Raw genomic sequence first — 24,898 nt, 5'->3', positions numbered from 1 at the left:
CGTAAACGGAACAGTCGGGAGGGTGGCGTGGCCGGACGCGTGCAACCGGTGCTGGCGGGGGTGGTGACCGCGCTGGTCGGCTTCGCCAGCTCGTTCACCGTCGTGCTGGCCGGGCTCCGGGCGGCGGGCGCGTCGGACGCACAGGCCGCGTCCGGCCTGCTCGCTCTCTGCGTGGCGAGCGGGCTCGTCGCCGCCTGGCTGGGCTTGCAATACCGGATACCGATGAGCGCGGCCTGGTCCACACCGGGCGCGGCGCTGCTGGTCGCGACCGGGCCGCCGCCGGGCGGATGGCCGGTGGCGGTGGGCGCCTTCCTCGTCTCCGGGGTGCTGATCGTCGCGGCCGGGCTGTTCCCGCCACTCGGCCGGGCGGTGGCCGCCATCCCCAAGCCGGTGGCCGGCGCGATGCTCGCCGGGGTGCTGCTGCCGCTGTGCACCGCCCCGGTCCGCGCACTTGTCGAGCTGCCGGTGGTGGCCGGCCCGGTGGTGGTCGGCTGGCTGCTGCTGCACCGGTTCGCCCGCCGCTGGGCGGTACCCGGTGCGCTGGTGGTGGCGGTGGCGGCGATCGCCATGACGGCACCGCCGGCCGGCCTGACCGGCGCCGCGCTGATCCCGTCGGTCACGCTGACCGCGCCGGCCTGGAACGCGTCCGCCCTGGTCGGGGTGGCCCTGCCGCTGTTCCTGGTCACCATGGCCGCGCAGAACGTACCCGGCATGGCGGTGCTGGTCGGCTACGGCTACCGGCCGCCGTTCGGCGCCGCGCTGCGGACCACCGGCCTGGCCAGTCTGCTCGCCGCCCCGGCCGGCGGGCACGCGGTGAACCTCGCGGCGATCACCGCCGCCCTGGCCGCCGGTCCCGACGCGCACCCGGACCCGGAGCGCCGGTGGATCGCCTCGGTCACCGCGGGCGCTGGGCTGGCCGTGCTCGGCCTGGGCGCCGGCGTGGCCACCACACTGGTAGCGGTCGCCCCACCGATCCTCATCGAGGCGGTCGCCGGGCTGGCGCTACTCGGCGCCCTCGCCACCGCGCTCGCCTCGGCGGTGACCGACCCGGCGACCCGCGAGGCTGCCGTGGTCACCTTCGTGGTGACCGCGTCCGGGGTGACGCTGATCGGCGTGGGCGGCGCGTTCTGGGGCCTGGTCGCGGGCTGCCTGATGCTGCTGCTCTTCCGCAGCCGCCAACCCGCCCCCGCCGCGCCGGACCAGCCCGCCCCCACCGCGCCCGACCAGCCCGCCCCGGCCGCGCCGGACCGGCCCGCCGCCGCGGGGCCGGGAAGATCCACTCGGGTTTCATGAAGTCGGGCTGTCCCGAGGCCCGGGACGCCCCGATTTCCGTGAACCCGAGTCGATCAAATCGGTGGGGTCACTCCTCGGGCGGCAGGTCGGCCACACCGACGGCCAGGAGGACCCGGCCGTCGGCCACCGACCCGATCCGGTCGGCCGGTACGTAGACCGCACCGGTACGGGTCAGGTCGGTCGAGACCTTCAGGTAGCCGCTGTGCAGCAGTCGCGCCGCCAGATCGGCCGGGACGTCCGGCTCCTCGACCGCGGTCGCCTCGATCAGCTCGTCCAGGCTGCTGCCCGGGTCGGCGGTCGGTGTCTGGACGGTCACCGCGTTCGGGTCGCCCCGCTGGACGAGGTCCACGGTGCCGACCTCGGTGCCGGCTGAGTCGATCACCGTCATCCCGGTGGTGATCCGCGAGATGGTCGCCTGCTGCTCGTCCTGCTGGTCCATCCCGCTGCGGTTCCCAGGGCGGCGCGCCGCTAAACGCCGCCATCCACCCGCCCGGTGTTCAGCAACCGCGGCAGCGACTTGGAAGCGACTGGAGGCGACAGTCCCGGAGGCAGCGGGTCCGGAGGTGACAGGTCCTGAGGCGGCAGGTCCGCAGGCGATGGGCCGAGAGGCGATGGGCCGGGAGGCGATGGGCCTGAAGAGCGCGATGACTCTGAGGCATATTTATGCCTCAGAGTCATCACCGTCGAAAGCAACACCGCCTCCACGGCCGCGCGAGGTGGCGGACAAACGGACCGCGACGCCAGCGCACGCGGCACACGGCACGCAGCACGCGGCGCCCAGCACGCGGCACGCAGCTCAGCACACGGCACCGTTGCGCCCGTGCACGGTGTTCCGCCGACTCAGCTGTTCGGGAGGGTCCAGCCGCCGGGCGGGCGGGGGGACAGTTCCCGCCAGGTGTCCGGGCCGTCGAGCAGCGCCCGGACGGTGTCCTCGGCCTCGTCCGCACTGCCGTACTCGTAGAAACGGGAGATGCCCTCGGCGCCGCCTGCTCGCTGCTCGACGTGCCACCGGTCGGCGTCCACCCGCAGGAAGACGTCCCGCCGGGCCAGCCGCCCCCACTTCCCGTTCCACCAGTGCTTTCGCTGCTCCATGGCGGGACTCTATCGAACACACGTACGAGAAGGTGCGGCCCCTGCGGGAATCCCACAGGGGCCGATGTGCATCCGTTCCGGTCAGCGCTGCGTCGGCGGCTCGGGACGGCGGCCCAGCACGTCGTCCAGCGCCCCGCGCTGCTGGCCGGGGGTGGTGTGGCCGGCGGAGACCAGGGCGTCCCGGATCTCGGTGAGCAGCTTGACCTCCTCGCTCGGCGCCGAGGGCGGCGGCTCCTCGCCCCGCTTGCGCCGCTCGGCCAACCGGTTCATCGGGTAGACGACCAGGAAGTAGAGCGCCATCGCGGTCAGCAGGAAGGTGATGGCCGCGTTGACGAACGCCACCCAGTCGAACGGGATATCCCGGAACTTGGGCGTCGATCCGCTGAGGCCGTTCTTGTTCCCGGTGATCAGCACGATCATCACCCGGACCAGCGGTTCGAGGAACGACTTGGTGAGCTGGGTGACCACGCCCGTGAACGCGGCGCCGATGACGACACCGACCGCCAGGTCGACGACGTTGCCGCGCATGATGAAGTCTTTGAAGCCCTTGAGCATTCGTACTCCCGAGGTGTCCGCTTTTCTGTCCGGCACAACCTATGCCCGTTCGGCGGGTTCCAGAAAAGCGCCGGCTTCGAGCGCCGCCCGGCCGGGATCGCCGGCCCGGATCGCCTCGACCAACCGGGTGTGGTCGACGTAGCGCTCGGGAGTGAGTGCCCCGCCCATGGCCTGGGCGACAGTGCTGCGCAGGGCGGTGCCCACCGAGGCGTACAGCTCGGCGAGCATGGCGTTGTGTGCGGCGGCGACCACCGCCGTGTGCAGTGCCGCGTCGGCCTCGACGAACGCGTCGACCCGGCCGCCGTGCCAGGCGGCCTCGCGCTGGGCGAGCGCGCCGTCGAGCGCCGCCAGGTCCTCCGGTGTACGCCTCAGCGCGGCGAGCCGGGCGGCCTCCACCTCGAAGGCGCGGCGTACCTCGATGACCTCGGTCATCCGGTCGTCGCCGAGCCGGCGGGCGACCACCGGTGCCAGTTCGTCGGTGGACACCACGTAGGTGCCGGAGCCCTGCCGGCACTCCAGCACCCCGGCGTGCACCAGGGCGCGGACCGCCTCGCGGACCGTGTTGCGCCCGACGCCCAGCGCGGCGACCAGTTGTGGCTCGGTGGGGATGCGCCCGCCGACAGGCCACTCGCCGCCCAGGATCCGGGCGCGGAGTTGCTCGGTGGTCTGCCGGACCCGGTGACCGCGGGGCGGCACGGCGGGCTGGCCGGAGGGCGGCACCGGCGGGGCGGAGGGGAAATCAACCGACGGTGGCACTGGTTACATCACCGGTCCCAAATTCATCCCATGATTGTAGGTTAGAGGTCATGACCCCGCCACCAACCGCCGCTCCGGCGCTGCCCGCCCCCGTCGCCGTCGACCCTCGCCCGACGCGGGACCCCGGTGCCGGCCGGCGGACCCACCCGGCGACCGGCGGCGCGCTGGTGCTGGTCGGGATGCTGCTGGTCGCGCTCAACCTGCGTGCCGTGGTGACGAGCCTCGGCGCACTGCTCGACGAGGTCCGCGACGGGCTGGGCCTCTCCGGCGTCACCGCCGGCCTGGTCACCACCCTGCCGACCATCGCCTTCGCCGGTCTCGGCGCGCTCACCCCGTGGCTGGTCCGCCGGGTGGCACCGGCCCGGGTGCTGGTGGTCGCCATGTTCGTCCTCGCCGTCGGCCAGGTGCTCCGGGTCGCCACCGATTCGGCCTGGATCTTCGTGCTCACCAGCGCGCTGGCGCTGTCCGGCATCGCGGTAGCCAACATCCTGCTGCCGATGCTCGTCAAGCAGCACTTCCCGCACCGCACCGGCCTGGTCACCGGGGCGTACACGATGGCGTTGACCGTGGGCACGACGGTGGCCGCCGCCTCCGCGGTGCCGATCGCGCACGCCTTCGGGTCGTGGCGGGCCGGGCTCGGCGTCTGGGCCGCGATGGCCGCGGTGGCCGTACTCCCGTGGGTGCCGCTGGCGCTGCGGACCCGCGCCGCGGCGCGGCGGGCGACCCCGACGGCGGCCGTCGCCACGCCGACGCGGGTCCGGCCGGCGCGGACCCGGCTCGGCTGGGCGATGGCCGTTTACTTCGGGGCGCAGTCACTCAGCGGGTACGCGATCATGGGTTGGCTGGCTCAGCTGTTCCGCGACGCCGGTTACCACCCGGAGTCGGCCGGGCTGCTGCTCGCCGGGGTCACCGCGCTCGGCGTGCCGATCGCGCTGCTGATGCCCACCCTGGCCGGTCGGCTGGGCAGCCTGCGGCCGCTGGTGCTCGGGCTGACCACCGCGTCGGCACTGGCCTACCTGGGGTTGGCGCTCGCACCGCACGGCGCCGCGCTGCTCTGGGTCGCCCTATTGGCGATCGGCCAGGGCGCGTTCCCGATGATCCTGACCGCCATCGGACTGCGCGCCCGCACCGCCGAGGGAACGGTCGCGCTCTCCGCGTTCGCGCAGAGCACCGGGTACGTGATCGCCGCCCTCGGCCCGCTGATGGTTGGCATCCTCTACGAGGCCACCGGCGGCTGGACCGCGCCGATCGGGTTCCTGCTGGGCGCCCTCGCCGTGCAGACGGCGGCGGGCATGGCGATCGCTCGTCCCCGTTACGTCGAGGACGAGTGACGCGCGCGGACGGTCAGGAGGAGGCCGGCGTCGATTCGCCGGCGACTGCCTCGTCCACCGTCGGGTAGGTGTGCAGCACCTCGACCAGCCCGCTCACCTCAAGGATGCGCAGCACACCGCGCTGCGGGGCGGCCAGTCGGACCACGCCGCCAGCCTCGTCGCAGCTGTTCTTGGCGCGGACGAAGACCGACAGACCGGTCGAGTCGCAGAACGAGACGTCCGCCAGGTCGAACACCAGCCGATTGCGGCCCTTGTCGAGCAGGTCGGTGATCTGGTCCTGCAGCTGCGGTGCAGTGGCCATGTCCAGCTCGCCCGCGACCGCCACGACGACCACGTCGCCGCGTTGTTCCGTGTGCACCGTCAACGACATTCGCCAGACCTCCTGTTATCGGGGGAACGGTATCCCACGACCATGGCCGAACGCAGAACGGGAGCCGTGATCCGGTGGCCATCGTCATTCAGTTGCTACGGGGCAAGTAGTTGGTCAGACCCCGGTGATAGAGTCCGCCCGGTCCAGGTCAAGGGGGTTCGAAATGGCGTTGAGCACCGAAGAGAGTGCTCGGCTCGCCGCGCTGCTCGGCGGGCAGGCCGACCGGGTCACGGCTCGGTGGACCGAGATCGTCACCAGTTCGTTGCGAGGCCGACTGAGCCAGGCGGAGCTGCGCCGACAGGTCCAGGATCTGCACCGCGCCATCGTCGCCACCGGCGAGCAGGGCACCATCGACCTGTCCGTCGACAGCGCCGCCGAACTGCGCGCCGCGCTCTCCGAACTGTCCCGTGGCCGGGCCCGGCAGGGCTTCTCCGCCACCGAGACCACGATCAGCATCTTCGCGCTCAAGGACGTGCTGGCTGAGCTGGTACAGGAGACCGGCGGCCCGAACGCGCTGCAGGACTACGTCGCCTTCTCGAAGCTGGTCGACGAGATGGGCCTGTTCACCTTCGAGAGCTTCGTCCGCACCCGGGAGAGCCTGATCGCCGACCAGGCCGAGCAGCTGCTTGAGCTCTCCACGCCGGTGGTCAAGCTCTGGGAGGGCGTCGTCGCCGTGCCGCTGGTCGGCACCCTGGACTCGGCCCGGGCCCAGGTGGTCATGGAGCGGCTGCTGCAGACCCTGGTCGACACCAGCTCGCCGTACGCGATCATTGACATCACCGGTGTCCCGGCGGTGGACACCCAGGTCGCCCAGCACATCCTGAAGACCGTGGTGGCCGCCCGGCTGATGGGCGCCGACTGCATCATCTCCGGCATCCGTCCGCAGATCGCGCAGACCATCGTGGCGCTCGGCATCGAGTTCGGCGACATCGCCACCAAGGCGAGCCTCGCCGACGCGCTGCGCCACGTGCTGCGACTCAACGGGGTGGAGACCGCCCGCCGCCAGCCGCGCCGGGACGCCTGATGGAAAGGGTGCCGATCCTCAAGATCGGGGACATCCTGCTCGTCTCCATCCAGCTCGACATGTCCGACCAGACGGCGGTCCAGCTCCAGGAGGACCTGGCCGAGCGGATCGTCGCCACCGGTTGCCACGGCGTCATCATCGACATCACGGCACTTGACATCGTCGACTCCTTCGTCGGGCGGATGCTCTCCACCATCGCGTCGATCTCCAAGGTGCTCGACGCGGAGACGGTGGTGGTCGGGATGCGTCCGGCCGTCGCCATCACCCTTGTCGAACTCGGGTTGTCGCTGAACGGCATCCGTACCGCGCTGAACGTCGAGCGCGGCATGGAGCTGATCGCGGCGGCCCACGCCGACGAGCTCGACTACCAGCTCGACGACGATCCGGACGCCGAGACGGCCACGCCGTGACCGCGGGCGTCGACCTGGGCCAGCCACAGGCGCAGTCGGTCCGCAGCGATGAGGACGTGGTGCGCGTCCGGCAACTGGTCCGGGCCGTGGCGGTTGCCGTCAAGCTGTCTCTCGTCGACCAGACCAAGGTGGTCACGGCGGCGAGCGAGCTGGCCCGCAACACCCTGGTGTACGGCGGCGGCGGTTCGGTCGAGGTGACGGTCGTGGACAACGGCCGACGCAAGGGCGTGCAGATCGTGTTCGCCGACTCCGGTCCGGGCATCGCCGACCTCGACCTGGCCATGACCGACGGCTACACCAGCGGCGGCGGCCTCGGCCTCGGCCTCAGCGGGTCGCGACGCCTGGTCGACGAGTTCCAGATCGAGACGTCGGCGGAGACAGGTACGCGGATCACGGTCACCAAGTGGTCCAGGTGAACGCCGACGCGGTCACCGACAGTGGCATCTGGTTTCGGGTGGAGGCCAGCAGCGCGGCGAGCGCCGTCCGGCGGGCCGCCGAACGCCTCGGCGCCCAGGTGGAGATGGGCGAGGCGCGCATCGCCGACCTCGCCATCGTCGCGGCCGAGCTGACCAGCAACCTGGTCAAGCACGCCGACGACGGTGTCCTGCTGCTCCGGCCGGTACGCCGCGCCGGGCAGGCCGGTGTGGAGCTGGTGGCCATCGACTCCGGGCCTGGCATGGCCGACCTGACCGTCTCGTCCCGGGACGGGCACTCCACCACCGGCACGCTCGGCATCGGCCTGGGTGCCATCGTCCGGCAGGCCAGCTGGTTCGACGGATACTCGCTGCCCGGCCGGGGCACCGTCCTCGCCGTGCAGGTCTGGCCGGCCGAGGCGGCCCGGCCGTCCTGGGCCGGTGCTCTCACCCGACCGCTGACCGGCGAGACGATCTGCGGTGACGGCTACGCCGTGCGGGTCGTCGACGGGCGGCACCAGGTGCTGGTGAGTGACGGGTTGGGGCACGGCCCGCTGGCCGGTGCCGCCACCGACGCGGCGCTGGCCGCGTTCCGCGACGCCCCCGCCGGCCCGCCGGCGATGGTGGTCGGCCACCTGCACCGGAGCATGTCGCACACCCGGGGTGCCGCGCTCGCCGTCGGCGAGCTGATGCCGGAGGCCGGCGTGCTGCACTACGCCGGCCTGGGCAACATCGCCGGCGTGGTCGTCGAGGGAGACGGCCGCCGTCGAGGGCTGGTGTCGCTGCCCGGCATCGCCGGCCACCAACGGCCGACGATCCGGGAGTACGACTACCCGTTCGGTCCCGGTGCCCGGCTGGTGATGCACAGCGACGGGGTGGTGGACCGGTGGCGGATGACCGACTACCCGGGCCTGGCGGAGAGGTCCCCGCTGATCATGGCGGCGACCCTCCTGCGTGACGCCGGTGTGCGACGCGACGACGCCTGCGTTCTGGTCGCGAGGTCCTGGGCATGATCGGGGAGCCGGCCGGGCTGCCGCTGCTCCAGATGGCGTTACGGGTCGAGCAGGACATCTTCGTGATCCGTCAGCGGGGGCGCGAGGTGGCCGCGGTGGTCGGTCTGGAACACCAGGACCAGGTCCGCGTCGCCACCGCGCTCAGCGAGGTCGCCCGGGACCTGCTGCGAACGGCCGGCGGCGCCGACGTCTCGTTCCACGTCGACGCGGGTGCCGACGGCCGGTTCCACCTGCGCGCCGACCTGGCCCCGGTGTCCCCGATCCCGGACGGCCGCTACCAACCGCAGTCCGGCGCGGTGTCCCGACTGGTCGACACACTGAGCGTGTTGACCGTCGAGGGGGTTACGGTCGTACGGATGTCCCGACGAGTCCCGGCCAACGCGCCGACGCCGACCCCGGAGCGGCTCGCCGAGTTCCGTACCGAACTCGGCCGCACCGCGCCGGGCAGTGCGCTGGACGAGCTGACCGTGCAGAACGGGCAGCTCATCGCCGCACTCGACGAGGTGCGCAGTCAACGCGACGAGCTGGCCGTGCTGAACGAGGAGCTGGCCGAGACCAACAGTGGCGTGCTGGCGCTCTACAACCAGCTCACCGAGGAGCTGGAGGAGACCAACCGCGGCGTCGTCGCCCTCTACGCCGAGCTGGACGAGAAGTCGGCCCAGCTCCGTGCGGCGAGTGAGTCGAAGAGCCGGTTCCTGGCCAACGTGAGCCACGAGCTGCGTGCCCCGGTCACCGCGATCATCGGCCTCGGGCGGCTGCTCACCGACTCCGCCTCCGACCCGCTCACCGACGAACAGGGCCGCCAGATCGATCTGATCCGCTCGTCGGCGATGGACCTGCTCAACCTGGTCAACGAACTCCTCGACCTGGCCAAGGCGGAGTCCGGCCGGATCGAGCCGGACCTGACCGACGTCGACCTGCGGCCGGTCTTCGGTCAACTGCGCGGCACCCTGCGTGCGCTGGCCATCCGACCGAACGTGGAACTGGTCGTGGAGGAGCCGGCCGCGCCTGCCCTGCTGCGCACCGACGAGGTGCTGCTCGGCCAGGTGCTGCGCAACCTGCTGCACAACGGGTTGAAGTTCACCGAGCGCGGCGAGGTGCGACTGCGGGCCAGCCAACACGGCGACCGTTGGCAGTTCGAGGTCAGCGACACCGGGCCGGGCATCGCTCCCGAGCTGCACGACCGGATCTTCGAGGAGTTCTACCAGGTGCCCGGCGCCACCCGGGTCGGCGGCACCGGCCTCGGTCTGCCGTACGCCCGGCGGTTGGTGACCCTGCTGGGCGGGACGCTGGCGTTGACCAGCGCGCCGGGCGAAGGCAGCACATTCACCCTCTCCCTGCCCACAGGCGGGGCGTGACCGCGTGGACGGCATGCCGACAACCATCCTGGTGGTCGACGACAGTCGTACCAAGCGTTACCTGCTGGTCAGCTGGCTGACCCGGGCCGGGTTCACGGTGCTGGAGGCCGAGAACGGCGCCGAGGCGTTGGCTCGGGTCGAGGTGGACCGGATCGACCTGGTGGTCCTCGACGTCCGGCTGCCCGACCTGAGCGGCTACGAGGTCTGCGAGCAGATCAAGGCGCGGCACCCGGCGATGCCGGTCATCCACGTGTCGGCGCACGCCGTGGACGTGGCCGACCGTGCCCAGGGGCTGACCCGGGGCGCGGACGCGTACCTGACCGAGCCGATCGAGCCCGAGGAGCTGATCGCCACCACCCGGGCCGTGCTGCGCTACTACCAGGCCCGGCAGCGCGCCGAACTGCTCGCCGAGCGGCTGCTCGGTCTGGCCGACACGACCGTGGCCGTGCACGCCGCGCCGACCTTCGCGCGCCTGCTGGAGGCCGCCGCCGAGGGGGCCGCCCAGATCTTCAAGAGCCCGGCGGCGGTGATCGCCGAAACCTTCGACGGCGACTGCCTCGCCGGCATCTGCGCCGGTCCCGGCGCGGTGGCCGCCGTGGTGCCCTGGGTCGTCGACGACACCGGAGTGCCGACCGGCGCCACGGTCCGGGTGGAGACCCCGGCGAACTGGGCGCTCGTCGAATGGCCGACGGACGACACGGTGACCGTCGCCGCCGCCCGGCTGCGCGAGGACCGGGCCCCGCTGTACGTGGTGGTCCCGACCGCCACCCAGACCGCGCGGACCCCTGTGCTCAAGCAGTTGGCGCAGGCGGTGGCGGCGGCCGTGGAGGCACAACGCTCGTTCGACGAGGAGCACCGGATCGCGGTCACCCTCCAACGCAGCCTGCTCCCGCGCGGGCTGCCCACCGTGGCCGGCCTGGACCTCGCGGTGCGCTACGAGCCGGCCAGCGCGCAGACCGAGGTGGGCGGCGACTTCTACGAACTGGTGATGCTCGACGGGCACCTACTGCTGGCGATCGGGGACGTCGCCGGCCACTCGCTGCACGCGGCGACCGTGATGGCCGAACTGCGGCACGCGGTGCGGGCGTACGCGGTCGAGGGCCACCAGCCCGGTGAGATCCTGCACCGGGTCAACGAGCTGATGCGGACGCTGCTGCCTAACGAGTTGGCGACGCTATGCGTACTGCTGCTGCACCCGCCGACCGGACACGTCCGGCTGGCCAGTGCCGGGCACCTTCCACCACTGCTGATCTTGGACGGCAAGGTCGAGTTCGTGCAGCACTCCGCTCCGCTGCTCGGCGTCCGCGCCCCGCGCCCGGCCGACCTGGAGTTCGTGGTGCCGGCCGGGGCCACGCTGGTCTTCTACACCGACGGGCTGATCGAGCGACGGGACGCCACCATCGACGAGGGGTTGGCCGCGCTGGCCGCGGTCGCCGCGACAGTCGACGGTGACCTGGACCAGTTCTGCGCCCGACTGCTTGTGGAGCTGGCCCCACCGGAGATCCAGGACGACGTCGCCGTGGTCGTCCTGCGCCGCCGCTGACCTTTCTAACGCACCGAGCGGGCGTACGCGGCGGGGGAAACCCCGGCCACGGCGGTGAAGTCACGGACCAGGTGGGCCTGGTCGCTGTAGCCGAGGTCGGCGGCGAGGTCGGCCCAGCTGAGCGGCCCACCGGCGGCCTGCTCGACCGCCTCCTGGAGCCGGTAGCGGCGGATCACCCACTTCGGCCCGACCCCCACGTACTCCAGGAAGAGCCGCTGCAACCGGCGGACCGGGACGTCGTGCCGCGCGGCGAAGTCGTCGACGCGCAGCACCGTCCGGTCGGTGCGGATCGTCTCCGCCAGCAGGACGGCCTCCTCGGCCAGCGGGTCCGGCTCCGGCCGCCAGGCGGTGAGGAGAGCGTCCAGCGCCCGGCAGCGCTCGTCGTCGCTCGCCGCCGAGGTGGGTGGTCCCGAGGGCCCGCTCCCACACACCGGGCTGTCCGGGCAGGTCAGCCGGCCGGTGGGCAGCGGCACCCGGCGCCCGGTCAGCTCACTGACCGGGCGGTGCCAGAACGGGTGGAAGCCGCCCGGGCGGAACTGCACCCCGGACACCCGGCCGGTGCCGCTCAGCGTGATCCGGAACAGGTCGCGGCCCACCCCGGCCACCTCGCCGGACTCGGGCCCGTCGCGGTCGCGGTCGCCGTGGCCGTGGTCGCGGTCGTGGTCGCGTCGGAACACCACGTTCACCGCCGGGTGCGGCACGACCCGTTGCTCGAACGGCGTGCTCAGCGCCCAGTCGATCAACCAGTAGTGCTCGACCCACGGCCGCAGCGACTCCGCCGGCAGGTGTCGGCGGAAGCGCACCTCGCGCAGCAGACGCCCGGGATCGAGGATTCCCCGGCTGTCGCCACGCGGTCGCTGTCGCATTTGTTCAAGACCACCCTCATACGCTGGCCCTATGTCCACTCAGACTAGCGATCTGCTGGCGGCCGCGGCGCCGCGAACCGTCGAGGTGGTGCGGGGTATCTCCGACGACCAGCTGGACCTGCCCACACCGTGCAGCGACTACGTGGTCCGTGATCTGCTCAATCATCTCTTTCAGGTAGTGGTCAACTTTCAGGATCTGGCCCAGAAGCGGCAGGTGGACTGGGCCGAGAAGCCCGACTACCTGGGCGACGGTTGGCGGGACCGCTTCGAGGCGGAGACCGGCCGGTTGGTCGCCGCCTGGTCGGATCCGTCCAGCGTGGAGGGCATGTCACCGCGTATGCCCATGCCGCAGACCGCCATCGGCGGCATGGCCCTGCTGGATTTGACCGTGCACGGCTGGGACCTCGCGGTCGCCACCGGCCAGCCGTACCACCCAGCCCCGCAGGTGGTGACCGAACTGCGCGGGCTGGTGGAGCAGTTGGGCCCCACCGCTCGCAAGATGGGCGTCTTCGCCGACCCACTGCCCACCCCAACCCCCACCCCCGACCTGATTCCCAACCTGACCCCCGACCTGACCCACCTCCTGACCCAAACCGGCCGCACCCCCACCTGGCCCCAAACCCCCTAACCCACCCACCCCGCCCCCGCCCCAGCCCACCCAGTCCGCACCCTCTCGCCCCGCCCTCCCGCCCCCGTCCTCGGTGATCAAGAGGTTTGCGTCAGATTTCGGCGCCCAGGTGACGCAAATCGCTTGATCAACCAGGCGGGCCGGGAGGCCGGGAAGGCCGGGAAGGCCGGGAAGGCCGGGTGGGCGGGAGGCCGGGTGGGCGGGAGGCCGGGTGGCGGGAGGACGGGTGGGCCGGATGGGTGGGTTCTGGGCTGGGTGGAGGGGTCGGGGTGGGGTGTTGACTTGGGTATTCGCTGGGTGAATAGTGGGCGGGGTGTCCACGCCGCATGTTCTGCTTGGGTTGCTCGCTGGGGGCAGCCGGCACGGGTATGAGCTGAAGCGTGCACACGACGAGCGGCTGCCGCGGGCTCGGCCGCTGGCGTTCGGTCAGGTCTACGCCACTCTCGGCCGCCTCGAACGCGACGGGCTGGTGGTGGCCGCCGGGCAGGACCGGGTGGCCGGGCCGGATCGCACGGCGTACGCGCTGACCGACCAGGGGCGGGACACGCTGGACCAGTGGCTGTCCACGGTGGAACCGCCCATGCCGTACGTGGCCAGCACGCTCTTCGCCAAGGTCGTGGTGGCGCTGCTGGTCGCCGACGTCGATCGGGCCAAGTCGTACCTGATCGCCCAGCGAGCCGCGCACACCGCACGGCTGCGTGAGCTGACCGCGGTCAAGGCCGACCCGGCCGCCACCCTCAGCGATGTGGTCGCGGCCGATTTCGCGATCGCCCACCTCGACGCCGATCTGCGGTGGCTGCACGCCACCCTGGGCCGGGTCGCCGACTGGCACCGGGAGGTGCATCCGTGACGCAACTCCAGGCTCGCGGCGTGGTTCGGGCGTACGGCCCGACGCCGGCGCTGCGCGGCGTGACGCTCGACGTGGCCGAGGGTGAGATCGTGGCCGTCACCGGGCCGAGTGGCTGCGGCAAGTCGACCCTGCTGCACTGCCTGGCCGGGATCCTCCGACCGGACGCCGGCGAGGTCACCTGGCGCGGGCACCGCATCGACACCTGGTCGGAGGCGGCCCGGTCCCGGCTGCGGCGCACCGAGTTCGGGGTGCTGTTCCAGTTCGGTCAACTGGTGGCCGAGTTGACCGCGGCCGAGAACGTCGCCCTGCCCCTGCTCCTCGCCGGCACGGGGCGGCGAGAAGCACGGACGGCGGCGCTCACCTGGCTGGAACGGTTCGGGGTGGCCGAGGTGGCCGACGTCCGGCCGGGTGAGATGTCCGGGGGGCAGCAGCAACGCTGCGCCACGGCGCGGGCGCTGGTGACCGAGCCTCGGGTGCTCTTCGCCGACGAGCCGACCGGCGCACTGGACACGCTCACCGGCGAACAGGTCCTCACCCAGCTGGTCCGGCTCGCCCGTGAGCAGCGCACCGCCGTCGTGCTGGTCACCCACGAGCCGCGGATCGCCGCGTACGCCGATCGGGAGATCGTGCTGCGGGACGGCCTGGTGGACCACACCGGCCTGGGGCTCGACGTGCCGCTGGCCGGCGGTGCCCGGTGAGACCGACGACGCTGGTCCGCCTCGCGCTCGCCGGCACCCGCACGGACACCGCCCGGGTGGTGCTCACCGCGCTCAGTGCCCTGCTGGCGACCCTGGCCGGGCTCGCGGCGCTCACCGTGTTGGCCATCCCCACGCCCCTGGCGACGGATGAGAACCGGAACAGGTGGTCGGAGCAGTACCACAACGCGCTGCTGGTGGAGCCCGGGTTGCGCGGCGGCACGGCGTTCACGTTGCTGATGCTGATGGTCCCGGTGCTGGCGCTGGCCGGTCAGTGCGCCCGGCTCGGCGCGCCGGCACGGGACCGCCGGCTGGCCGCGCTCCGGTTGGCCGGCGCCACTCCCGGGCAGGTCACCCGGCTGGTGGTGCTGGAGACCGGCGTGGCCGCTCTGCTCGGCACGCTCGTCGGGCTGGGTGTCTATCTGGTTGGCCGCGATCTGCTGCACCGGCCGGACGCGCGAGGTCAACTGGCCCTGCCCACCGACGTGCTGCCGTCGACCGGCGTGCTGGTGGGTGTGGTGCTCGGTCTGCCGGTCGTCGCGGCGCTGGCCACGGCGCTGATGCTGCGTACGGTCACCACCAGCCCGCTGGGAGTGAGCCGCAAGGCCGCCCGCGAGCGTGGTCCGGGCCCGTGGGCCGGGCTCCTGATCGGGGCCGGCGTGGTCTCGTTCGCGGTGATCCGCCCGGTGGTCTATCGGTTCGACGACAGCGAAGAGCTGGCCTGGCTGGTGCCACTGTTGTTCGCGGTGGGGGCGCTCGCGGCGATGATCGGGGTGGTGATCGGCACCGGCTGGATCTCGTACCACTGCGGGCGTTTGCTGCGTCGGCACGCCCGCCGGGCACCGGCCCTGCTCGCGGCGGGCCGGCTGATGGCCGACCCGTGGGCGGGCAGCCGCACCTTCGCGGCGCTGCTCGCCGCCCTGATCTTCGGCGGGGGCGCAGCCGCCCAGCGTGCCTACTTCGCCACCAAGGACCAGCTCGAACGGGAGCAGAGCCGGCTCGTCGGGGTGGACGGTGGCGCCAACCCCTTCTATCTGTCGACGATGGATCTTGTCGACGGCGCGGTCGCCGTGGCCATCCTGATCGCAACGGGTGGGCTGATCGTCGCGCTGGTCGAGGGGATCGTCGCTCGTCGACTCGCCTACGCCGCGTTGGTCGCCACCGGGGTGCCCCGCGCCACGCTGAGCCGTTCGGTGGCCTGGCAGGCGTTGGCACCGGCCGTGCCGGCGATCCTGCTCGCGCTCACCGTGGGCACGCTGCTCGGCCAAGGGCTACAGGCGGAGGTGTCAGCAGGCGGCGGGTCGACGACGATCTGCGAGGCCTCGGCAGCGCTGTGTGCCGACCCCGCCACCAGCGGGCAGTACACCCGGATCGTGCAGATTCCCGAGGTGCAGCGAGCCGTTCCCGTACCCCTGGAGCACCTGGCCTGGCTCGGTGCCGGCGCCCTGGCGGCGGTGCTGGTGACGATCGGCGTCGGCCTGCTCTTCCTGCGCGTCAGCACGGCGCTGGACGAGCTGCGCGCGGCCTGAGCCGATGTAACACCGCTGGTGGCGGTGCCGCTGTGTGCACCGGAGGCCCGGACGATCGGGTTTCCGGTGTCGGACCGGACGGTCCCGGCACGGTGACCATGGGAGTTCGCCAGATGCACAACCAACCGGGCTCCGCCCCGCCGGTGTTCGTCGACGGCACCGGGCGTCGTCGACGGCTGACCGTCATCGCGGGCACCGCCATGGGCCTTGGCCTGCTCACCAGCCTCGCCCTGATCGCCGCAGGGCTCTTCCTGGACACCTCGGTGCCGCTGCCCGGCTGGTCGGAGGACTCCCGGGGGACACGCCCGGTGGAGGCCGGCGTGGACGGGATCAACCAGCCCCGGGTGGCCACGTCGCCGTCGCCGTCGCCAGCGACCCGCACGTCGGCGCCGCTGCCGCGCACCTCTCCGACCGCCGGCGACCGATCCCCCACCACGGCCGGTACGACCGGCACGGGCACCGGGGCGCCGTCCGCCACCGACCGACCGGGTCGTGGCGACGAGCACCGCAATACCGCCAAGCCGAGCAGGTCCCCCGGTAAGCCGCAGTGACGATGGCGAGACACGTGGCCCGCCGTGACCCTCGGGCGCACTGGCTGCTGCTCCTGCTCGGGCTGCTCCTGCTGCTCGCGGCGCTCACCGTCAACGGCCTGGTGAGTGGCCTCGCCGGTGGTTCGGGAAACGCCACGGCGCGGCCCGCGCCGGACGTCCCGGCCGCTGTGGGCTCGGGCGGCCCGGTGCTGCGGCTGGACCGCGCCGAACCGGTCAGCCGGGCGCTACCGGACCGCACCATCGCGCTGACCTTCGACGACGGGCCGGACCCGCGCTGGACGCCGCAGGTCCTCGACGTGCTGCGCCGGCACGGCGCGCACGCCACCTTCTTCGTGGTGGGCGCCCGGGTCAACGAGCATCCCGAACTGGTCCGGCGAATCCTCGCCGAGGGGCACGAGATCGGGTCGCACACGTTCACCCACGCCAACCTCGCCGACGTGTCGCCATGGCGTCGTGACCTCGAACTGTCGCTGACCCGCAAGGCGGTCGCGTCGGCCACCGGCCGGGAGGTGACCCTGTTCCGGCCGCCGTTCTCCTCGGTGCCGTCGGCGCTGACCGGGCCCGAGTACGCCGCGTTGCGCGCCGCCGCCGGTGCCGGACACGTCGCGGTGCTCACCGACCTGGACACCAAGGACTGGCAGCGCCCCGGGGCCGACCAGATCGTCCGGGCGGCCACCCCGAAGCGGGGTCGGGGAGCGGTGGTGCTGATGCACGACGGCGGCGGTGACCGGGCGCAGACCCTTGCCGCGCTGGACCGGTTGCTGCCCGCGCTGAGCGATCAGGGCTACCGGTTCACCACCGTCTCCGCCGGCATCGACGCCTCGCCGTCGATGGTCCCGGCCGGTGTCGGTGCCCGGCTGAGCGGCACCGCCCTGCGCTGGACCCAGACCGGTGCCCGCTGGTCGGCCCACGTGATGAACGTGCTGCTCGCCACCGCGCTCGTGCTCGGGGTCGTACGTCTCGCGGTGCAGGTGTTCTGCGCCCAGCGGCACGTGCGCCGGGTCCGCCGTCCCCGCCGGAACCGGCCGGAGGTACGGGCACCCGTCTCGGTGATCGTGCCCGCGTACAACGAGGCGGCGAACATCGCCGCCACGGTCCGGTCCCTGCTGGCCAGCGCGTACCCGGCGCTGGAGGTGATCGTGGTCGACGACGGGTCGGACGACGGCACCGCCGACATCGTCGAGCGGATGCGACTGCGCGGGGTACGGGTGATCCGGCAGGCCAACGCCGGCAAGCCGGCGGCGTTGAACACCGGCATCCGGGCCGCCCGGGCGAATCTGCTGGTCCTGGTGGACGGGGACACCGTCTTCCAACCGGACACGGTGCACCGGCTGGTCCAGGGCTTCGCCGACCCGTCGGTGGGCGCGATCAGCGGCAACACCAAGGTCGCCAACCGGCGTCGGCTGCTCGGCCGGTGGCAGCACCTGGAGTACGTGATCGGCTTCAACCTGGACCGACGGATGTACGACGTGCTGGAGTGCATGCCGACCATTCCCGGTGCCATCGGTGCGTTCCGCCGCGAGGTGCTGCTGCGGGTGGGTGGGGTGCCGTCGGACACGCTGGCCGAGGACACCGACCTGACCATGAAGGTGCTCCGGGCCGGCTGGCGGGTCGTCTACGAGGAGTCGGCCATCGCCTGGACCGAGGCCCCGTCGTCGTTGCGCCAGCTCTGGCGCCAGCGCTACCGCTGGTGCTACGGCACCATGCAGGCGATGTGGAAGCACCGGCACGCGCTGCGCGAGTCGGGTGCCGGCGGCAAGTTGGGCCGGCGCGGCCTGCCGTACCTCACGGTGTTCCAGATCGTGTTGCCGCTCACCGCGCCGGCGGTCGACGTCTTCGCCGTGTACGGCCTGCTCTTCCTGCCCTGGTCGACCCTCGCCCTGGCCTGGGCGGGGCTGCTGCTGCTCCAGGCGGCCACCGCCGCGTACGCGCTGCGCCTGGACCGGGAACGGTACGGGCCGCTGTGGGCGTTGCCGTTCCAGCAACTGGTCTACCGGCAGCTCATGTACCTGGTGGTGGTGCAGTCGGTGGTCACCGCGCTGATCGGCAACCGGCTGCGCTGGCAGCGGATGGTGCGCACCGGCGAGGCGGCGGCGCTGGTCGGCGCCAACCGCGGCTGAAGCCTCGTCAGCGTCAGCCCGGCCGGTCAGGTCGGGTTGTGGAAGAGCCCGGCCGACCAGGAGATCAGCAGGCCCACTGCGGCGGAGCAACAGCAGACGAGCAGGGCGGCGGCGACCACGGCGAGGATCACCCACGCGGAGGCACGCCGGGGCGCCGACCCCTGCTCGTCCTCGCCGGTCATCGCCGCCGCCCCGTCGTCAGGCGCGGCCGATGCGGTCCAGGATCCAGGCGTTGATGAAGGCCTCCTCGCGCCACGAGTCGTAGCGTCCGCTCGGGCCGCCGTGCCCGGCGCCCATCTCGGTCTTCAGCAGGTAGTCGCCGCTCGGGGCGACAGCCCGCAGCCGGGCGATCCACTTCGCCGGCTCGGAGTAGAGCACCCGGGTGTCGTTGAGGCTGGTCACCGCGAGGATCGCGGGATAGTCCACGGCGGCCACGTTTTCGTACGGCGTGTAGGACTTCATGTACGCGTACACCTCGGGGTCGTCGAGGGGGTTGCCCCACTCCTCCCACTCGGTGACGGTCAGCGGCAGCGACGGGTCGAGGATCGACGTGAGCGCGTCCACGAACGGCACCTGCGCCACGATCCCGGTGAACGCGTCCGGCGCGAGGTTGGCCACCGCGCCCATCAGCAGACCACCGGCCGAGGCGCCCCGGGCGACCAAGCGGTCGCTGGCCGTCCAGCCGGCCTTGACGAGGTGCCGGGCGCACGCCACGAAGTCGGTGAAGGTGTTCTTCTTGGCCAGCAGCTTGCCCTGGTCGTACCACCGTCGGCCCAGCTCACCGCCGCCCCGGATGTGCGCCACCGCGAAGACCACACCCCGGTCCAACAGGGACAGGCGGGCCACCGAGAACCACGGGTCCATGCTGGCCTCGTACGAGCCGTAGCCGTACAGCTCGCAGGGCGCCGACCCGTCCCGGGGGGTGCCGACACGGCAGACCAGCGAGATCGGCACCCGGGTGCCGTCGTCGGCGAGCGCCCAGTCGCGGTGCTGCTCGTACTCGGCCGGGTCGTACGGTCGCCCGTCCGGCCCGGGCAGCACCGGCTTCTGCTTGAGCAGCACCATCTGCCGGGTGACCAGGTCGTAGTCGTACACCGAGTCGGGGGTGATCAGCGAGGAGTAGCGCAGCCGGACCTGGCCGGTGCGGTACTCCGGGTTGGCGTCCAACCCGACGCTGTACAGCGGCTCGGGGAAGTCGATGTCGTACCCGTCGTCACTGCCCACCGGCAGCACCCGCAGCCCGGTGAGCCCGTCGGTGCGCAGCGACACCACCAGGTGGTTGGCGAAGGCGTCGACGGCCTCCAGCCGGGTGCCGGGGGTGTGCTCGATCAGCGGCACCCAGTCGCCCGGTACGTCCGCCGAGGTGAACGCCAGCGCGAAGTCCTCGGCGCCGTCGTTGTGCAGGATCAGGAAACGGTGGCCGTGGTGCTCCACCGTGTACTCGACGCCCTGTCGGCGGGGAGCGATCACGGCCGGCGCGCCGGTCGGGTTGCCGGCGGGGATCACCAGCACCTCGCTGGTGACCTTGCTGTGGATGTCGATGAGGATGAACTTCTCTGACCGGGTCAGCTCCACCCCCACCCAGAACCGCTCGTCGTCCTCCTGGTGGACCACCACGTCGTCGGCGGCGGCGGAGCCGATGGTGTGCCGCCAGACCCGGTTCGGCCGCCAGGCGTCGTCCACGGTCACGTAGAACAGCACCGAGGCGTCGGTCGACCAGGCGGTGCCGTAGAACGTGTCCGGCACCTCGTCCGGCAGCAGCTCGCCGGTGGTCAGGTCCTTCACCCGCAGGGTGAACCGCTCGTCGCCGGAGAAGTCGGTGGAGTAGGCCAGCCAGCGACCGTCCGGACTGACGTCGAACGCGCCGAGCGAGAAGAAGTCGTGCCCCTCGGCCAGCAGGTTGCCGTCGAGCAGCACCTCCTCGCCGTCGAGTGGGGCGCCGTCCGCGCTGACCGGCGGGTCGGTCTCACCGTCGCGGACCGCCCGGCGGCACTGCACTCCGTACTGTTGCCCCTCGACCGTGCGGGTGTAGTACCAGTGCCCACCCTTGCGGGTCGGCACGGACAGGTCGGTCTCCTGGGTCCGTCGGCGAGTCTCCTCGAACAGGTCGGCGCGCAGGTCGGCCAGGTGTGCCGTACGCGCGTCGGTGTACTCGTTCTCCGCGGTCAGGTAGGCGATCGTCTCCGGGTCGTCCTTGGCGGCGAGCCAGGCGTACTCGTCGACGACTGTGTCGCCGTGGTGGGTGCGCTCGCTGGGCACCCGCTTCGCCGCGGGCGGGGCAGTCTCGGTGGTCACGGCGGCCACGTTACCGGCCAGCAGCCGCAGCGCGCCGGACCAGCGGCATCCCGATACTCGCCACCACGACTTTCGAACACATGTACGATGGCCGGCATGGCGGCAGCAGCGAGTTCCCTCGGCCGGTCCGGAGCCCTTGAGATCACCCGGCGGTTGGCGGCGATCTGCGGCCCACCGTTCTCCCGGTTGGCCGGGCCCGCCGACGAGGTGGCGGGGCGACCGGCGCGTTGGGTGGCCGTTCCGGGCGGTCCGCACGCCGCCGCCGAGGTGCTGCGGCTGGCCGCCAAACACGACCTGACGGTGGTGCCCCGGGGCGCGGGCACGAAGATCGACTGGGGTGCCACTCCGGTTCAGGTCGACATCCTGCTCGACACCGGCCGGCTGGCCGGCATCGGTCACGAGCCGGCCGACTCACTGGTGACCGACGTGGGGGCCGGCACTCCACTTCGGGCGGTGCAGGCCACCCTGGAGCGCACCGGGCAGCGGCTCGCGATGGACGCCCCGTCACCCGGCGCGACCCTGGGTGGCGTCCTCGCCGCCGGCGAGGCCGGTCCGCTGCGCCACCGCCACGGCAGCCCCTGCGACCAGTTGCTCGGTGTGCGCTACCTCGCCGCCGACGGCGAGCTGATCAGCGTCGGTGGCGGTGCGCCCGGGCTCGACCTGGCCCGCCTGCTCTGCGGCTCCCAGGGCGCGCTCGGTGTGCTGGTCTCGGCGAGCCTGAGGGTGCAGCCGGTGCCGGCGAGCAGGCTCTGGGTGTCCCGCCCGGTGTGGACGCCCTTGGAGGTGCACGATCTGGTCCGGACGATCCTCGCCGCTCGGCTGGAGCCGTCTGCCATCGAGCTGGACCTGCCCGGCGGCACCCCCCGCCCCCGTACGCCGTACCCGCCCGGTCACCCGTCGGCCACCGCAAGGGAGCGCCATCCGTCGATGTCCGGCCGGGCCGGAGCCCCGTCCCGGGCCGGCAGCCTGGTGGTGCTGTTGGAGGGCGGCCCCGCCGACGTCACCGAGCGGGCCGAGCGGCTGGTCGGCCTGCTGCACGGGGAGGCGACGATTGCCCACTCCGCGCCGACGTGGTGGCGCCGCTACCCGTTCGCGCCCGGTGACACGGCGCTGCGCCTGGAAGTGCCGATCGGTGACCTGCACGCCGCCGTCTATGCGCTCCGCGACGCGGCCGGCGCGCCGGTGCCGGTGCGCGGGTCCGCCGGGCTGGGCGTGGTGCACGCGGCACTGCCCGGGGCGCTGGCAGCCGACCGGGTGGCGTCCATCCTGGCCGCCGTCCGAGGGGTGCTGCTGGCCCGGCAGGGCCGCTGCGTGGTGGTGTCGGCTCCGGCGGCGGTCCGCCAGGCGGTCGACCTCTGGGGTGAGCTGGCCGGCCTGGCCCAGTTGCGGGCCGCGAAGCGGCACCTGGATCCGGAGCACCGGCTCGCGCCCGGCCGGCTCCCCGGCGGCCTGTGAGGCCGCCCGGCCGTCTGCCCGTCGGCCGGTGCAGCCCGGCGGTCTGAGCCCATCGGCCGGTGCGGCCCGGCCGGTTGAGCCCGCTGGCCGGTGCGGCCCGGCCGAGGTCAGTCCAGCCACCACCGGTGCATGTCCAGCAACGGCGGGGTGAACCGGGCCACCAGCACCAGGAGGCCGCCTACCGCGCCGGCCAGCAGCAGCGATCGGGTCGCCCGGGGCAGGGTCTCGCGCTCCCGGGCGGCCAGCGCCCCCGCGACGATCGCCAACGGCAGCCCGAGCACCGCACCCACCACGTAGAGCATCCCGACCACGGCGTAGAGCCAGAGGAACGGGTTCAGCCCGCCCATCCCGAACGGGATCACGTCCTTCGGGTCGTACGCGCCGGTCAGCATCTCGGCCGGGCCGACGCCGGCGGTCGCCATCCGACCGACGTAGAGCAGTAGCACGGCGAGGAACGCGCCGATGGTCGCGAGCTGCGCGACGATCAGGGCCCGGACCGCCGGCCGGGAGCACGACGTGACCTGCGCGGCACTCGTCATGACCGTCAATTTACCGAGCGGACCCGAAAACCGGGGCCCGCGCGGCGGTCAGGTCGCGTCGTTGCGCAGCACCAGGATGGCGATGTCGTCCCGGGGTGGTTCGACCGAGAAGTTGATCGCCGCGGCGCGCAGCCGGGCGGCCACCACGTCGGCCGAGTATCCGGCCAGGGGCGCGGCGGCGTCCCGCAGCCGGTCGGTGCCGAACAACTCCCGGCCACGCCGCCGCTCGGTGACGCCGTCGGTGTAGAAGATCAGCGAGTCGCCCGGCGCGAGCGTGATCTTCGCCGTCGGCGAGGTGATCGTGTCGAGCAGGCCGAGCGCGGTGCCGCCGGTGCCGACGAACTCGGCGCCGCCCGCCCCGGCCAGCAGCACCGGCCGGTCGTGCCCGGCGAGGTGCAGCGACACGTCCAACTGGTCGCCCTTGCCCGGCCCGACCGCCGCCAGCGCCAGCGTGCAGTACCGGCCGCCACCCCGCTCGACGAGTGTCTCGTTGAGCCGCGCCAGCGCCTCCGGCAACGGTTTGCCGTCGCCGACCAGCACCCGGATCACGTCCCGGACCAGCCCGGTCACCGCGGCGGCCTGGACACCCTTGCCGGAGACGTCACCGATGACCACGAGCCAGCGCCCGTCGGGCAGCGGCACCACGTCGTAGAAGTCGCCCCCCACCTCGGCGTCGTCGCCGGTCGGGACGTACTCGGCGGCGAAACCGATCCCGTCCACAAGCGGCAGGACCGGCGGCAGCAGCGACTGTTGGAGGGTCTGCGCCACGCGGCGGCGCTCGGCGTGGATCCGGGCGTTCTCGATGGCCAGCGCGGCCCGCCGGGCCACGTCCTCCAACACGGCCACCTCGTCCGGGTCATGCCGGTGTCGCTGGTGCCGCCCCACGGCGAGGGTCCCGAGCCGCTGCCCGCGGGCGATCAGCGGGACCGCGAAACCCTCCATCGGCCCGCCCAGGGGGATCTGCGCCGCGCTGCGGGACGCCTCGCGGAGGCGGGCCTGGATCGAGTCCGGTCCGGTCTCCGCCAGCACCTTGTGCAGTTGCGGAAGCATCGACTCGTCGGCGTGGCTGGCCGCCGCCAACCGGAGCCGGCCCCACTCGTCGGTGGTGTGCACGGCGCACCACTGCCCGAGTCGCGGCACCACCAACTGCGGCACCAGCGCCATGGTCAGGTCGACGTCCAACGACTGGGCCAGCAGCTCGCTCGCCTCGGCCAGAAACGTCAGCCACACCTGCCGGCGGACGTCGGCCCGGCGCAGCCGGTCGTTCTCCAGGTGCAGCGACAGCCGCTCGGCGGTGAGCACCGCCAGCGGTTGGGCGTACGCCGACGGCGCGGCGTCCAACTCCAACTCCCCGGCGTACGGGCGGTGCACCGTCAGCGGCACCCGGAGCAGCTCGCTGCCGGGGCGGGGCGGCCGACCGAAGCGGGCCAGCACCTGGCGGCCCTGCCCGTCGCCCCGGTCCAGGCGGATCGTGCCGCCGGCGGCGCCCACCATTTCGGCGACCCGGCTGAGCAGGCTGGTGGCGAAGTCGGGCAACGGGTCGTCCCCGTACAGGTCGGGGGTGGTCTGCATGAGTTCGCTCATCGCGCTGGCGCTCGGCGCGGACCCGTCGGTGCTCGTCCGCGGGCCGGCGTTGGCCGGTGTCGACTCGCCGACGGTGCCGGCGGCGGGCGGGTCGGCGCCGGGGCGGTCCAGCCGGAACCAGACGCCCTTTCCGGTGGGCAGGTACGTGGTGCCCCAGCGGCTGGCGAAGTGGTCGACCAGCAGCAGGCCCCGGCCTCGCACGGAGACCTCGTTGATCTCGGTGGAGTCGTTGCGGTCGCCGACGGTCAGCTCGTCGCCGGAACCGGGGGCGAAGTCGGAGACGGTGACGGTCAGCCCGATCTCGTCCGCGACGACCTCGATGTCCAGCTCGGTACGGGCGTGCTCGACGGCGTTGGTGGTCAGCTCGGTGGTGAGCAGCAGCGCCTCGTTGGCCAGCTCGTCCAGGTGTGACTCGGTCAACACTGAGCGGACCACGGCGCGGGCGGCGGCCGGCGTGCGGCGGTCGGCGGGCAGCCGGACACGCCGGACGGTCCCGTCCCGGGCCCCGGTCGTCGCGGCCCCCGCCTCGGCTGACACCCCCGTATCCTCCACCGTCCCCCTGCCGGGTGCCAAGCCGATCACGGATCGCAAGCTGTCGCGTCGGTCAGTGGCGCACCGGCTGCCACGT

The 24,898-nt window shown here is 72.8% G+C and carries 25 protein-coding genes; 15 read left to right on the top strand and 10 right to left on the bottom strand.

Features of this window, described 5'->3' with window-relative positions; translation table 11 throughout:
- The first annotated feature begins 27 nt into the window (after positions 1–27).
- Positions 28–1,293: a benzoate/H(+) symporter BenE family transporter gene (locus ACIBD9_RS03950; RefSeq protein WP_396714272.1), complete on the top strand. Its 1,266-nt coding sequence runs from the start codon at positions 28–30 to the stop codon at positions 1,291–1,293.
- 67 nt (positions 1,294–1,360) lie between these two features.
- On the opposite strand, the gene ACIBD9_RS03945 is transcribed toward ACIBD9_RS03950, so the two are convergent.
- From ACIBD9_RS03945 to ACIBD9_RS03930, 4 genes are all read right to left on the bottom strand, one after another.
- Positions 1,361–1,732 (bottom strand): hypothetical protein, encoded by a 372-nt coding sequence (locus tag ACIBD9_RS03945; protein WP_387170686.1) that lies wholly within the window; start codon positions 1,730–1,732, stop codon positions 1,361–1,363.
- A 401-nt stretch (positions 1,733–2,133) separates the two neighbouring features.
- Complete coding sequence (locus tag ACIBD9_RS03940) at positions 2,134–2,385, bottom strand: hypothetical protein (protein WP_030486188.1); 252 nt, start codon at positions 2,383–2,385, stop codon at positions 2,134–2,136.
- Positions 2,386–2,466: 81 nt separating this feature from the next.
- Complete coding sequence (gene mscL / locus ACIBD9_RS03935) at positions 2,467–2,940, bottom strand: large conductance mechanosensitive channel protein MscL (RefSeq protein WP_396714270.1); 474 nt, start codon at positions 2,938–2,940, stop codon at positions 2,467–2,469.
- Between the two features lie 39 nt (positions 2,941–2,979).
- The gene (locus ACIBD9_RS03930; protein WP_396714268.1) at positions 2,980–3,696 is read right to left on the bottom strand and encodes a FadR/GntR family transcriptional regulator; all 717 of its coding nucleotides are present in this window, start codon (positions 3,694–3,696) and stop codon (positions 2,980–2,982) included.
- 50 nt (positions 3,697–3,746) lie between these two features.
- On the opposite strand from ACIBD9_RS03930, the gene ACIBD9_RS03925 reads away from it, so the two are divergent.
- Positions 3,747–5,027, top strand: a complete 1,281-nt coding sequence (locus tag ACIBD9_RS03925) for an MFS transporter (RefSeq protein ID WP_396714266.1) — start codon at positions 3,747–3,749, stop codon at positions 5,025–5,027.
- Between the two features lie 13 nt (positions 5,028–5,040).
- On the opposite strand, the gene ACIBD9_RS03920 is transcribed toward ACIBD9_RS03925, so the two are convergent.
- Positions 5,041–5,397: an STAS domain-containing protein gene (locus ACIBD9_RS03920; RefSeq protein WP_091395791.1), complete on the bottom strand. Its 357-nt coding sequence runs from the start codon at positions 5,395–5,397 to the stop codon at positions 5,041–5,043.
- Positions 5,398–5,560: 163 nt separating this feature from the next.
- Here ACIBD9_RS03920 and ACIBD9_RS03915 point away from each other — a divergent pair, with 163 nt between their 5' ends.
- From ACIBD9_RS03915 to ACIBD9_RS03890, 6 genes are read left to right on the top strand one after another with little or no spacing between them, the layout of a single operon-like run.
- A complete protein-coding gene (locus tag ACIBD9_RS03915) occupies positions 5,561–6,421 on the top strand; it encodes an STAS domain-containing protein (RefSeq protein ID WP_396714264.1) in 861 nt (286 codons plus the stop codon).
- Positions 6,421–6,831, top strand: a complete 411-nt coding sequence (locus tag ACIBD9_RS03910; RefSeq protein WP_112586344.1) for an STAS domain-containing protein — start codon at positions 6,421–6,423, stop codon at positions 6,829–6,831. The genes ACIBD9_RS03915 and ACIBD9_RS03910 overlap by 1 nt, the downstream gene beginning before the upstream one ends.
- Positions 6,828–7,247: an anti-sigma regulatory factor gene (locus ACIBD9_RS03905; RefSeq protein ID WP_396714262.1), complete on the top strand. Its 420-nt coding sequence runs from the start codon at positions 6,828–6,830 to the stop codon at positions 7,245–7,247. Before ACIBD9_RS03910 ends, ACIBD9_RS03905 begins: the two co-directional genes overlap by 4 nt.
- The gene (locus tag ACIBD9_RS03900; protein WP_396714434.1) at positions 7,244–8,257 is read left to right on the top strand and encodes a SpoIIE family protein phosphatase; all 1,014 of its coding nucleotides are present in this window, start codon (positions 7,244–7,246) and stop codon (positions 8,255–8,257) included. The genes ACIBD9_RS03905 and ACIBD9_RS03900 overlap by 4 nt, the downstream gene beginning before the upstream one ends.
- Positions 8,254–9,615, top strand: coding sequence for a sensor histidine kinase (locus tag ACIBD9_RS03895; RefSeq protein ID WP_396714260.1), 1,362 nt, complete (start codon positions 8,254–8,256; stop codon positions 9,613–9,615). Before ACIBD9_RS03900 ends, ACIBD9_RS03895 begins: the two co-directional genes overlap by 4 nt.
- Before the next feature lie 13 nt (positions 9,616–9,628).
- Positions 9,629–11,158: a SpoIIE family protein phosphatase gene (locus ACIBD9_RS03890; protein WP_396714258.1), complete on the top strand. Its 1,530-nt coding sequence runs from the start codon at positions 9,629–9,631 to the stop codon at positions 11,156–11,158.
- A gap of 5 nt (positions 11,159–11,163) precedes the next feature.
- Here the strand turns inward: ACIBD9_RS03890 and ACIBD9_RS03885 are convergent, their stop codons facing one another.
- Positions 11,164–12,024: a DUF6597 domain-containing transcriptional factor gene (locus ACIBD9_RS03885; RefSeq protein ID WP_396714256.1), complete on the bottom strand. Its 861-nt coding sequence runs from the start codon at positions 12,022–12,024 to the stop codon at positions 11,164–11,166.
- A 31-nt stretch (positions 12,025–12,055) separates the two neighbouring features.
- Here ACIBD9_RS03885 and ACIBD9_RS03880 point away from each other — a divergent pair, with 31 nt between their 5' ends.
- The 6 genes from ACIBD9_RS03880 (at position 12,056) to ACIBD9_RS03855 (ending at position 18,397) form a co-directional block, all read left to right on the top strand.
- Complete coding sequence (locus ACIBD9_RS03880; RefSeq protein ID WP_396714254.1) at positions 12,056–12,652, top strand: TIGR03086 family metal-binding protein; 597 nt, start codon at positions 12,056–12,058, stop codon at positions 12,650–12,652.
- A gap of 313 nt (positions 12,653–12,965) precedes the next feature.
- A complete protein-coding gene (locus ACIBD9_RS03875) occupies positions 12,966–13,502 on the top strand; it encodes a PadR family transcriptional regulator (RefSeq protein ID WP_396714252.1) in 537 nt (178 codons plus the stop codon).
- Entirely contained in the window at positions 13,499–14,200 is a 702-nt protein-coding gene (locus ACIBD9_RS03870; protein ID WP_387170706.1) for an ABC transporter ATP-binding protein, read from the top strand. Before ACIBD9_RS03875 ends, ACIBD9_RS03870 begins: the two co-directional genes overlap by 4 nt.
- Complete coding sequence (locus ACIBD9_RS03865; RefSeq protein WP_396714250.1) at positions 14,197–15,726, top strand: FtsX-like permease family protein; 1,530 nt, start codon at positions 14,197–14,199, stop codon at positions 15,724–15,726. Before ACIBD9_RS03870 ends, ACIBD9_RS03865 begins: the two co-directional genes overlap by 4 nt.
- Before the next feature lie 113 nt (positions 15,727–15,839).
- Positions 15,840–16,277 (top strand): hypothetical protein, encoded by a 438-nt coding sequence (locus ACIBD9_RS03860; protein ID WP_396714248.1) that lies wholly within the window; start codon positions 15,840–15,842, stop codon positions 16,275–16,277.
- Between the two features lie 2 nt (positions 16,278–16,279).
- Positions 16,280–18,397 carry a bifunctional polysaccharide deacetylase/glycosyltransferase family 2 protein gene (locus ACIBD9_RS03855; protein WP_396714246.1) on the top strand — a complete coding sequence of 706 codons (2,118 nt, stop codon included), beginning with the start codon at positions 16,280–16,282 and terminating at the stop codon, positions 18,395–18,397.
- A gap of 26 nt (positions 18,398–18,423) precedes the next feature.
- Here the strand turns inward: ACIBD9_RS03855 and ACIBD9_RS03850 are convergent, their stop codons facing one another.
- Together ACIBD9_RS03850 and ACIBD9_RS03845 are read right to left on the bottom strand one after the other, a co-directional pair.
- On the bottom strand, positions 18,424–18,579 hold the full coding sequence (locus tag ACIBD9_RS03850) for a hypothetical protein (RefSeq protein WP_396714244.1): 156 nt from the start codon (positions 18,577–18,579) through the stop codon (positions 18,424–18,426).
- Between the two features lie 16 nt (positions 18,580–18,595).
- Positions 18,596–20,692: a S9 family peptidase gene (locus ACIBD9_RS03845; RefSeq protein ID WP_396714242.1), complete on the bottom strand. Its 2,097-nt coding sequence runs from the start codon at positions 20,690–20,692 to the stop codon at positions 18,596–18,598.
- Positions 20,693–20,788: 96 nt separating this feature from the next.
- Between ACIBD9_RS03845 and ACIBD9_RS03840 the strand changes: the two genes are divergently transcribed.
- Positions 20,789–22,147 carry an FAD-binding oxidoreductase gene (locus tag ACIBD9_RS03840; RefSeq protein WP_396714240.1) on the top strand — a complete coding sequence of 453 codons (1,359 nt, stop codon included), beginning with the start codon at positions 20,789–20,791 and terminating at the stop codon, positions 22,145–22,147.
- Positions 22,148–22,254: 107 nt separating this feature from the next.
- Here the strand turns inward: ACIBD9_RS03840 and ACIBD9_RS03835 are convergent, their stop codons facing one another.
- Positions 22,255–22,686, bottom strand: a complete 432-nt coding sequence (locus ACIBD9_RS03835) for a hypothetical protein (RefSeq protein ID WP_396714238.1) — start codon at positions 22,684–22,686, stop codon at positions 22,255–22,257.
- Positions 22,687–22,734: 48 nt separating this feature from the next.
- A complete protein-coding gene (locus ACIBD9_RS03830) occupies positions 22,735–24,807 on the bottom strand; it encodes a SpoIIE family protein phosphatase (RefSeq protein WP_396714236.1) in 2,073 nt (690 codons plus the stop codon).
- Positions 24,808–24,898 lie beyond the last annotated feature (91 nt).

Source organism: Micromonospora sp. NPDC050784 (assembly GCF_044456765.1).
GTDB lineage: Bacteria > Actinomycetota > Actinomycetes > Mycobacteriales > Micromonosporaceae > Micromonospora > Micromonospora foliorum.
Note: the sequence above shows the minus strand (reverse complement) of the source record. Positions and strands in the feature narration are given on the sequence as shown.

What these genes read in the sequence shown, in the direction of transcription:
- mscL (WP_396714270.1), bottom strand. Translation starts at nt 2,940, where the DNA reads ATGCTCAAGGGCTTCAAAGACTTCATCATGCGCGGCAACGTCGTCGAC.
- ACIBD9_RS03920 (WP_091395791.1), bottom strand. Translation starts at nt 5,397, where the DNA reads ATGTCGTTGACGGTGCACACGGAACAACGCGGCGACGTGGTCGTCGTG.
- ACIBD9_RS03860 (WP_396714248.1), top strand. Translation starts at nt 15,840, where the DNA reads ATGCACAACCAACCGGGCTCCGCCCCGCCGGTGTTCGTCGACGGCACC.
- ACIBD9_RS03945 (WP_387170686.1), bottom strand. Translation starts at nt 1,732, where the DNA reads ATGGACCAGCAGGACGAGCAGCAGGCGACCATCTCGCGGATCACCACC.
- ACIBD9_RS03940 (WP_030486188.1), bottom strand. Translation starts at nt 2,385, where the DNA reads ATGGAGCAGCGAAAGCACTGGTGGAACGGGAAGTGGGGGCGGCTGGCC.
- ACIBD9_RS03915 (WP_396714264.1), top strand. Translation starts at nt 5,561, where the DNA reads ATGGCGTTGAGCACCGAAGAGAGTGCTCGGCTCGCCGCGCTGCTCGGC.
- ACIBD9_RS03835 (WP_396714238.1), bottom strand. Translation starts at nt 22,686, where the DNA reads ATGACGAGTGCCGCGCAGGTCACGTCGTGCTCCCGGCCGGCGGTCCGG.
- ACIBD9_RS03890 (WP_396714258.1), top strand. Translation starts at nt 9,629, where the DNA reads ATGCCGACAACCATCCTGGTGGTCGACGACAGTCGTACCAAGCGTTAC.
- ACIBD9_RS03880 (WP_396714254.1), top strand. Translation starts at nt 12,056, where the DNA reads ATGTCCACTCAGACTAGCGATCTGCTGGCGGCCGCGGCGCCGCGAACC.
- ACIBD9_RS03925 (WP_396714266.1), top strand. Translation starts at nt 3,747, where the DNA reads ATGACCCCGCCACCAACCGCCGCTCCGGCGCTGCCCGCCCCCGTCGCC.
- ACIBD9_RS03895 (WP_396714260.1), top strand. Translation starts at nt 8,254, where the DNA reads ATGATCGGGGAGCCGGCCGGGCTGCCGCTGCTCCAGATGGCGTTACGG.
- ACIBD9_RS03850 (WP_396714244.1), bottom strand. Translation starts at nt 18,579, where the DNA reads ATGACCGGCGAGGACGAGCAGGGGTCGGCGCCCCGGCGTGCCTCCGCG.
- ACIBD9_RS03910 (WP_112586344.1), top strand. Translation starts at nt 6,421, where the DNA reads ATGGAAAGGGTGCCGATCCTCAAGATCGGGGACATCCTGCTCGTCTCC.
- ACIBD9_RS03855 (WP_396714246.1), top strand. Translation starts at nt 16,280, where the DNA reads ATGGCGAGACACGTGGCCCGCCGTGACCCTCGGGCGCACTGGCTGCTG.
- ACIBD9_RS03885 (WP_396714256.1), bottom strand. Translation starts at nt 12,024, where the DNA reads ATGCGACAGCGACCGCGTGGCGACAGCCGGGGAATCCTCGATCCCGGG.
- ACIBD9_RS03840 (WP_396714240.1), top strand. Translation starts at nt 20,789, where the DNA reads ATGGCGGCAGCAGCGAGTTCCCTCGGCCGGTCCGGAGCCCTTGAGATC.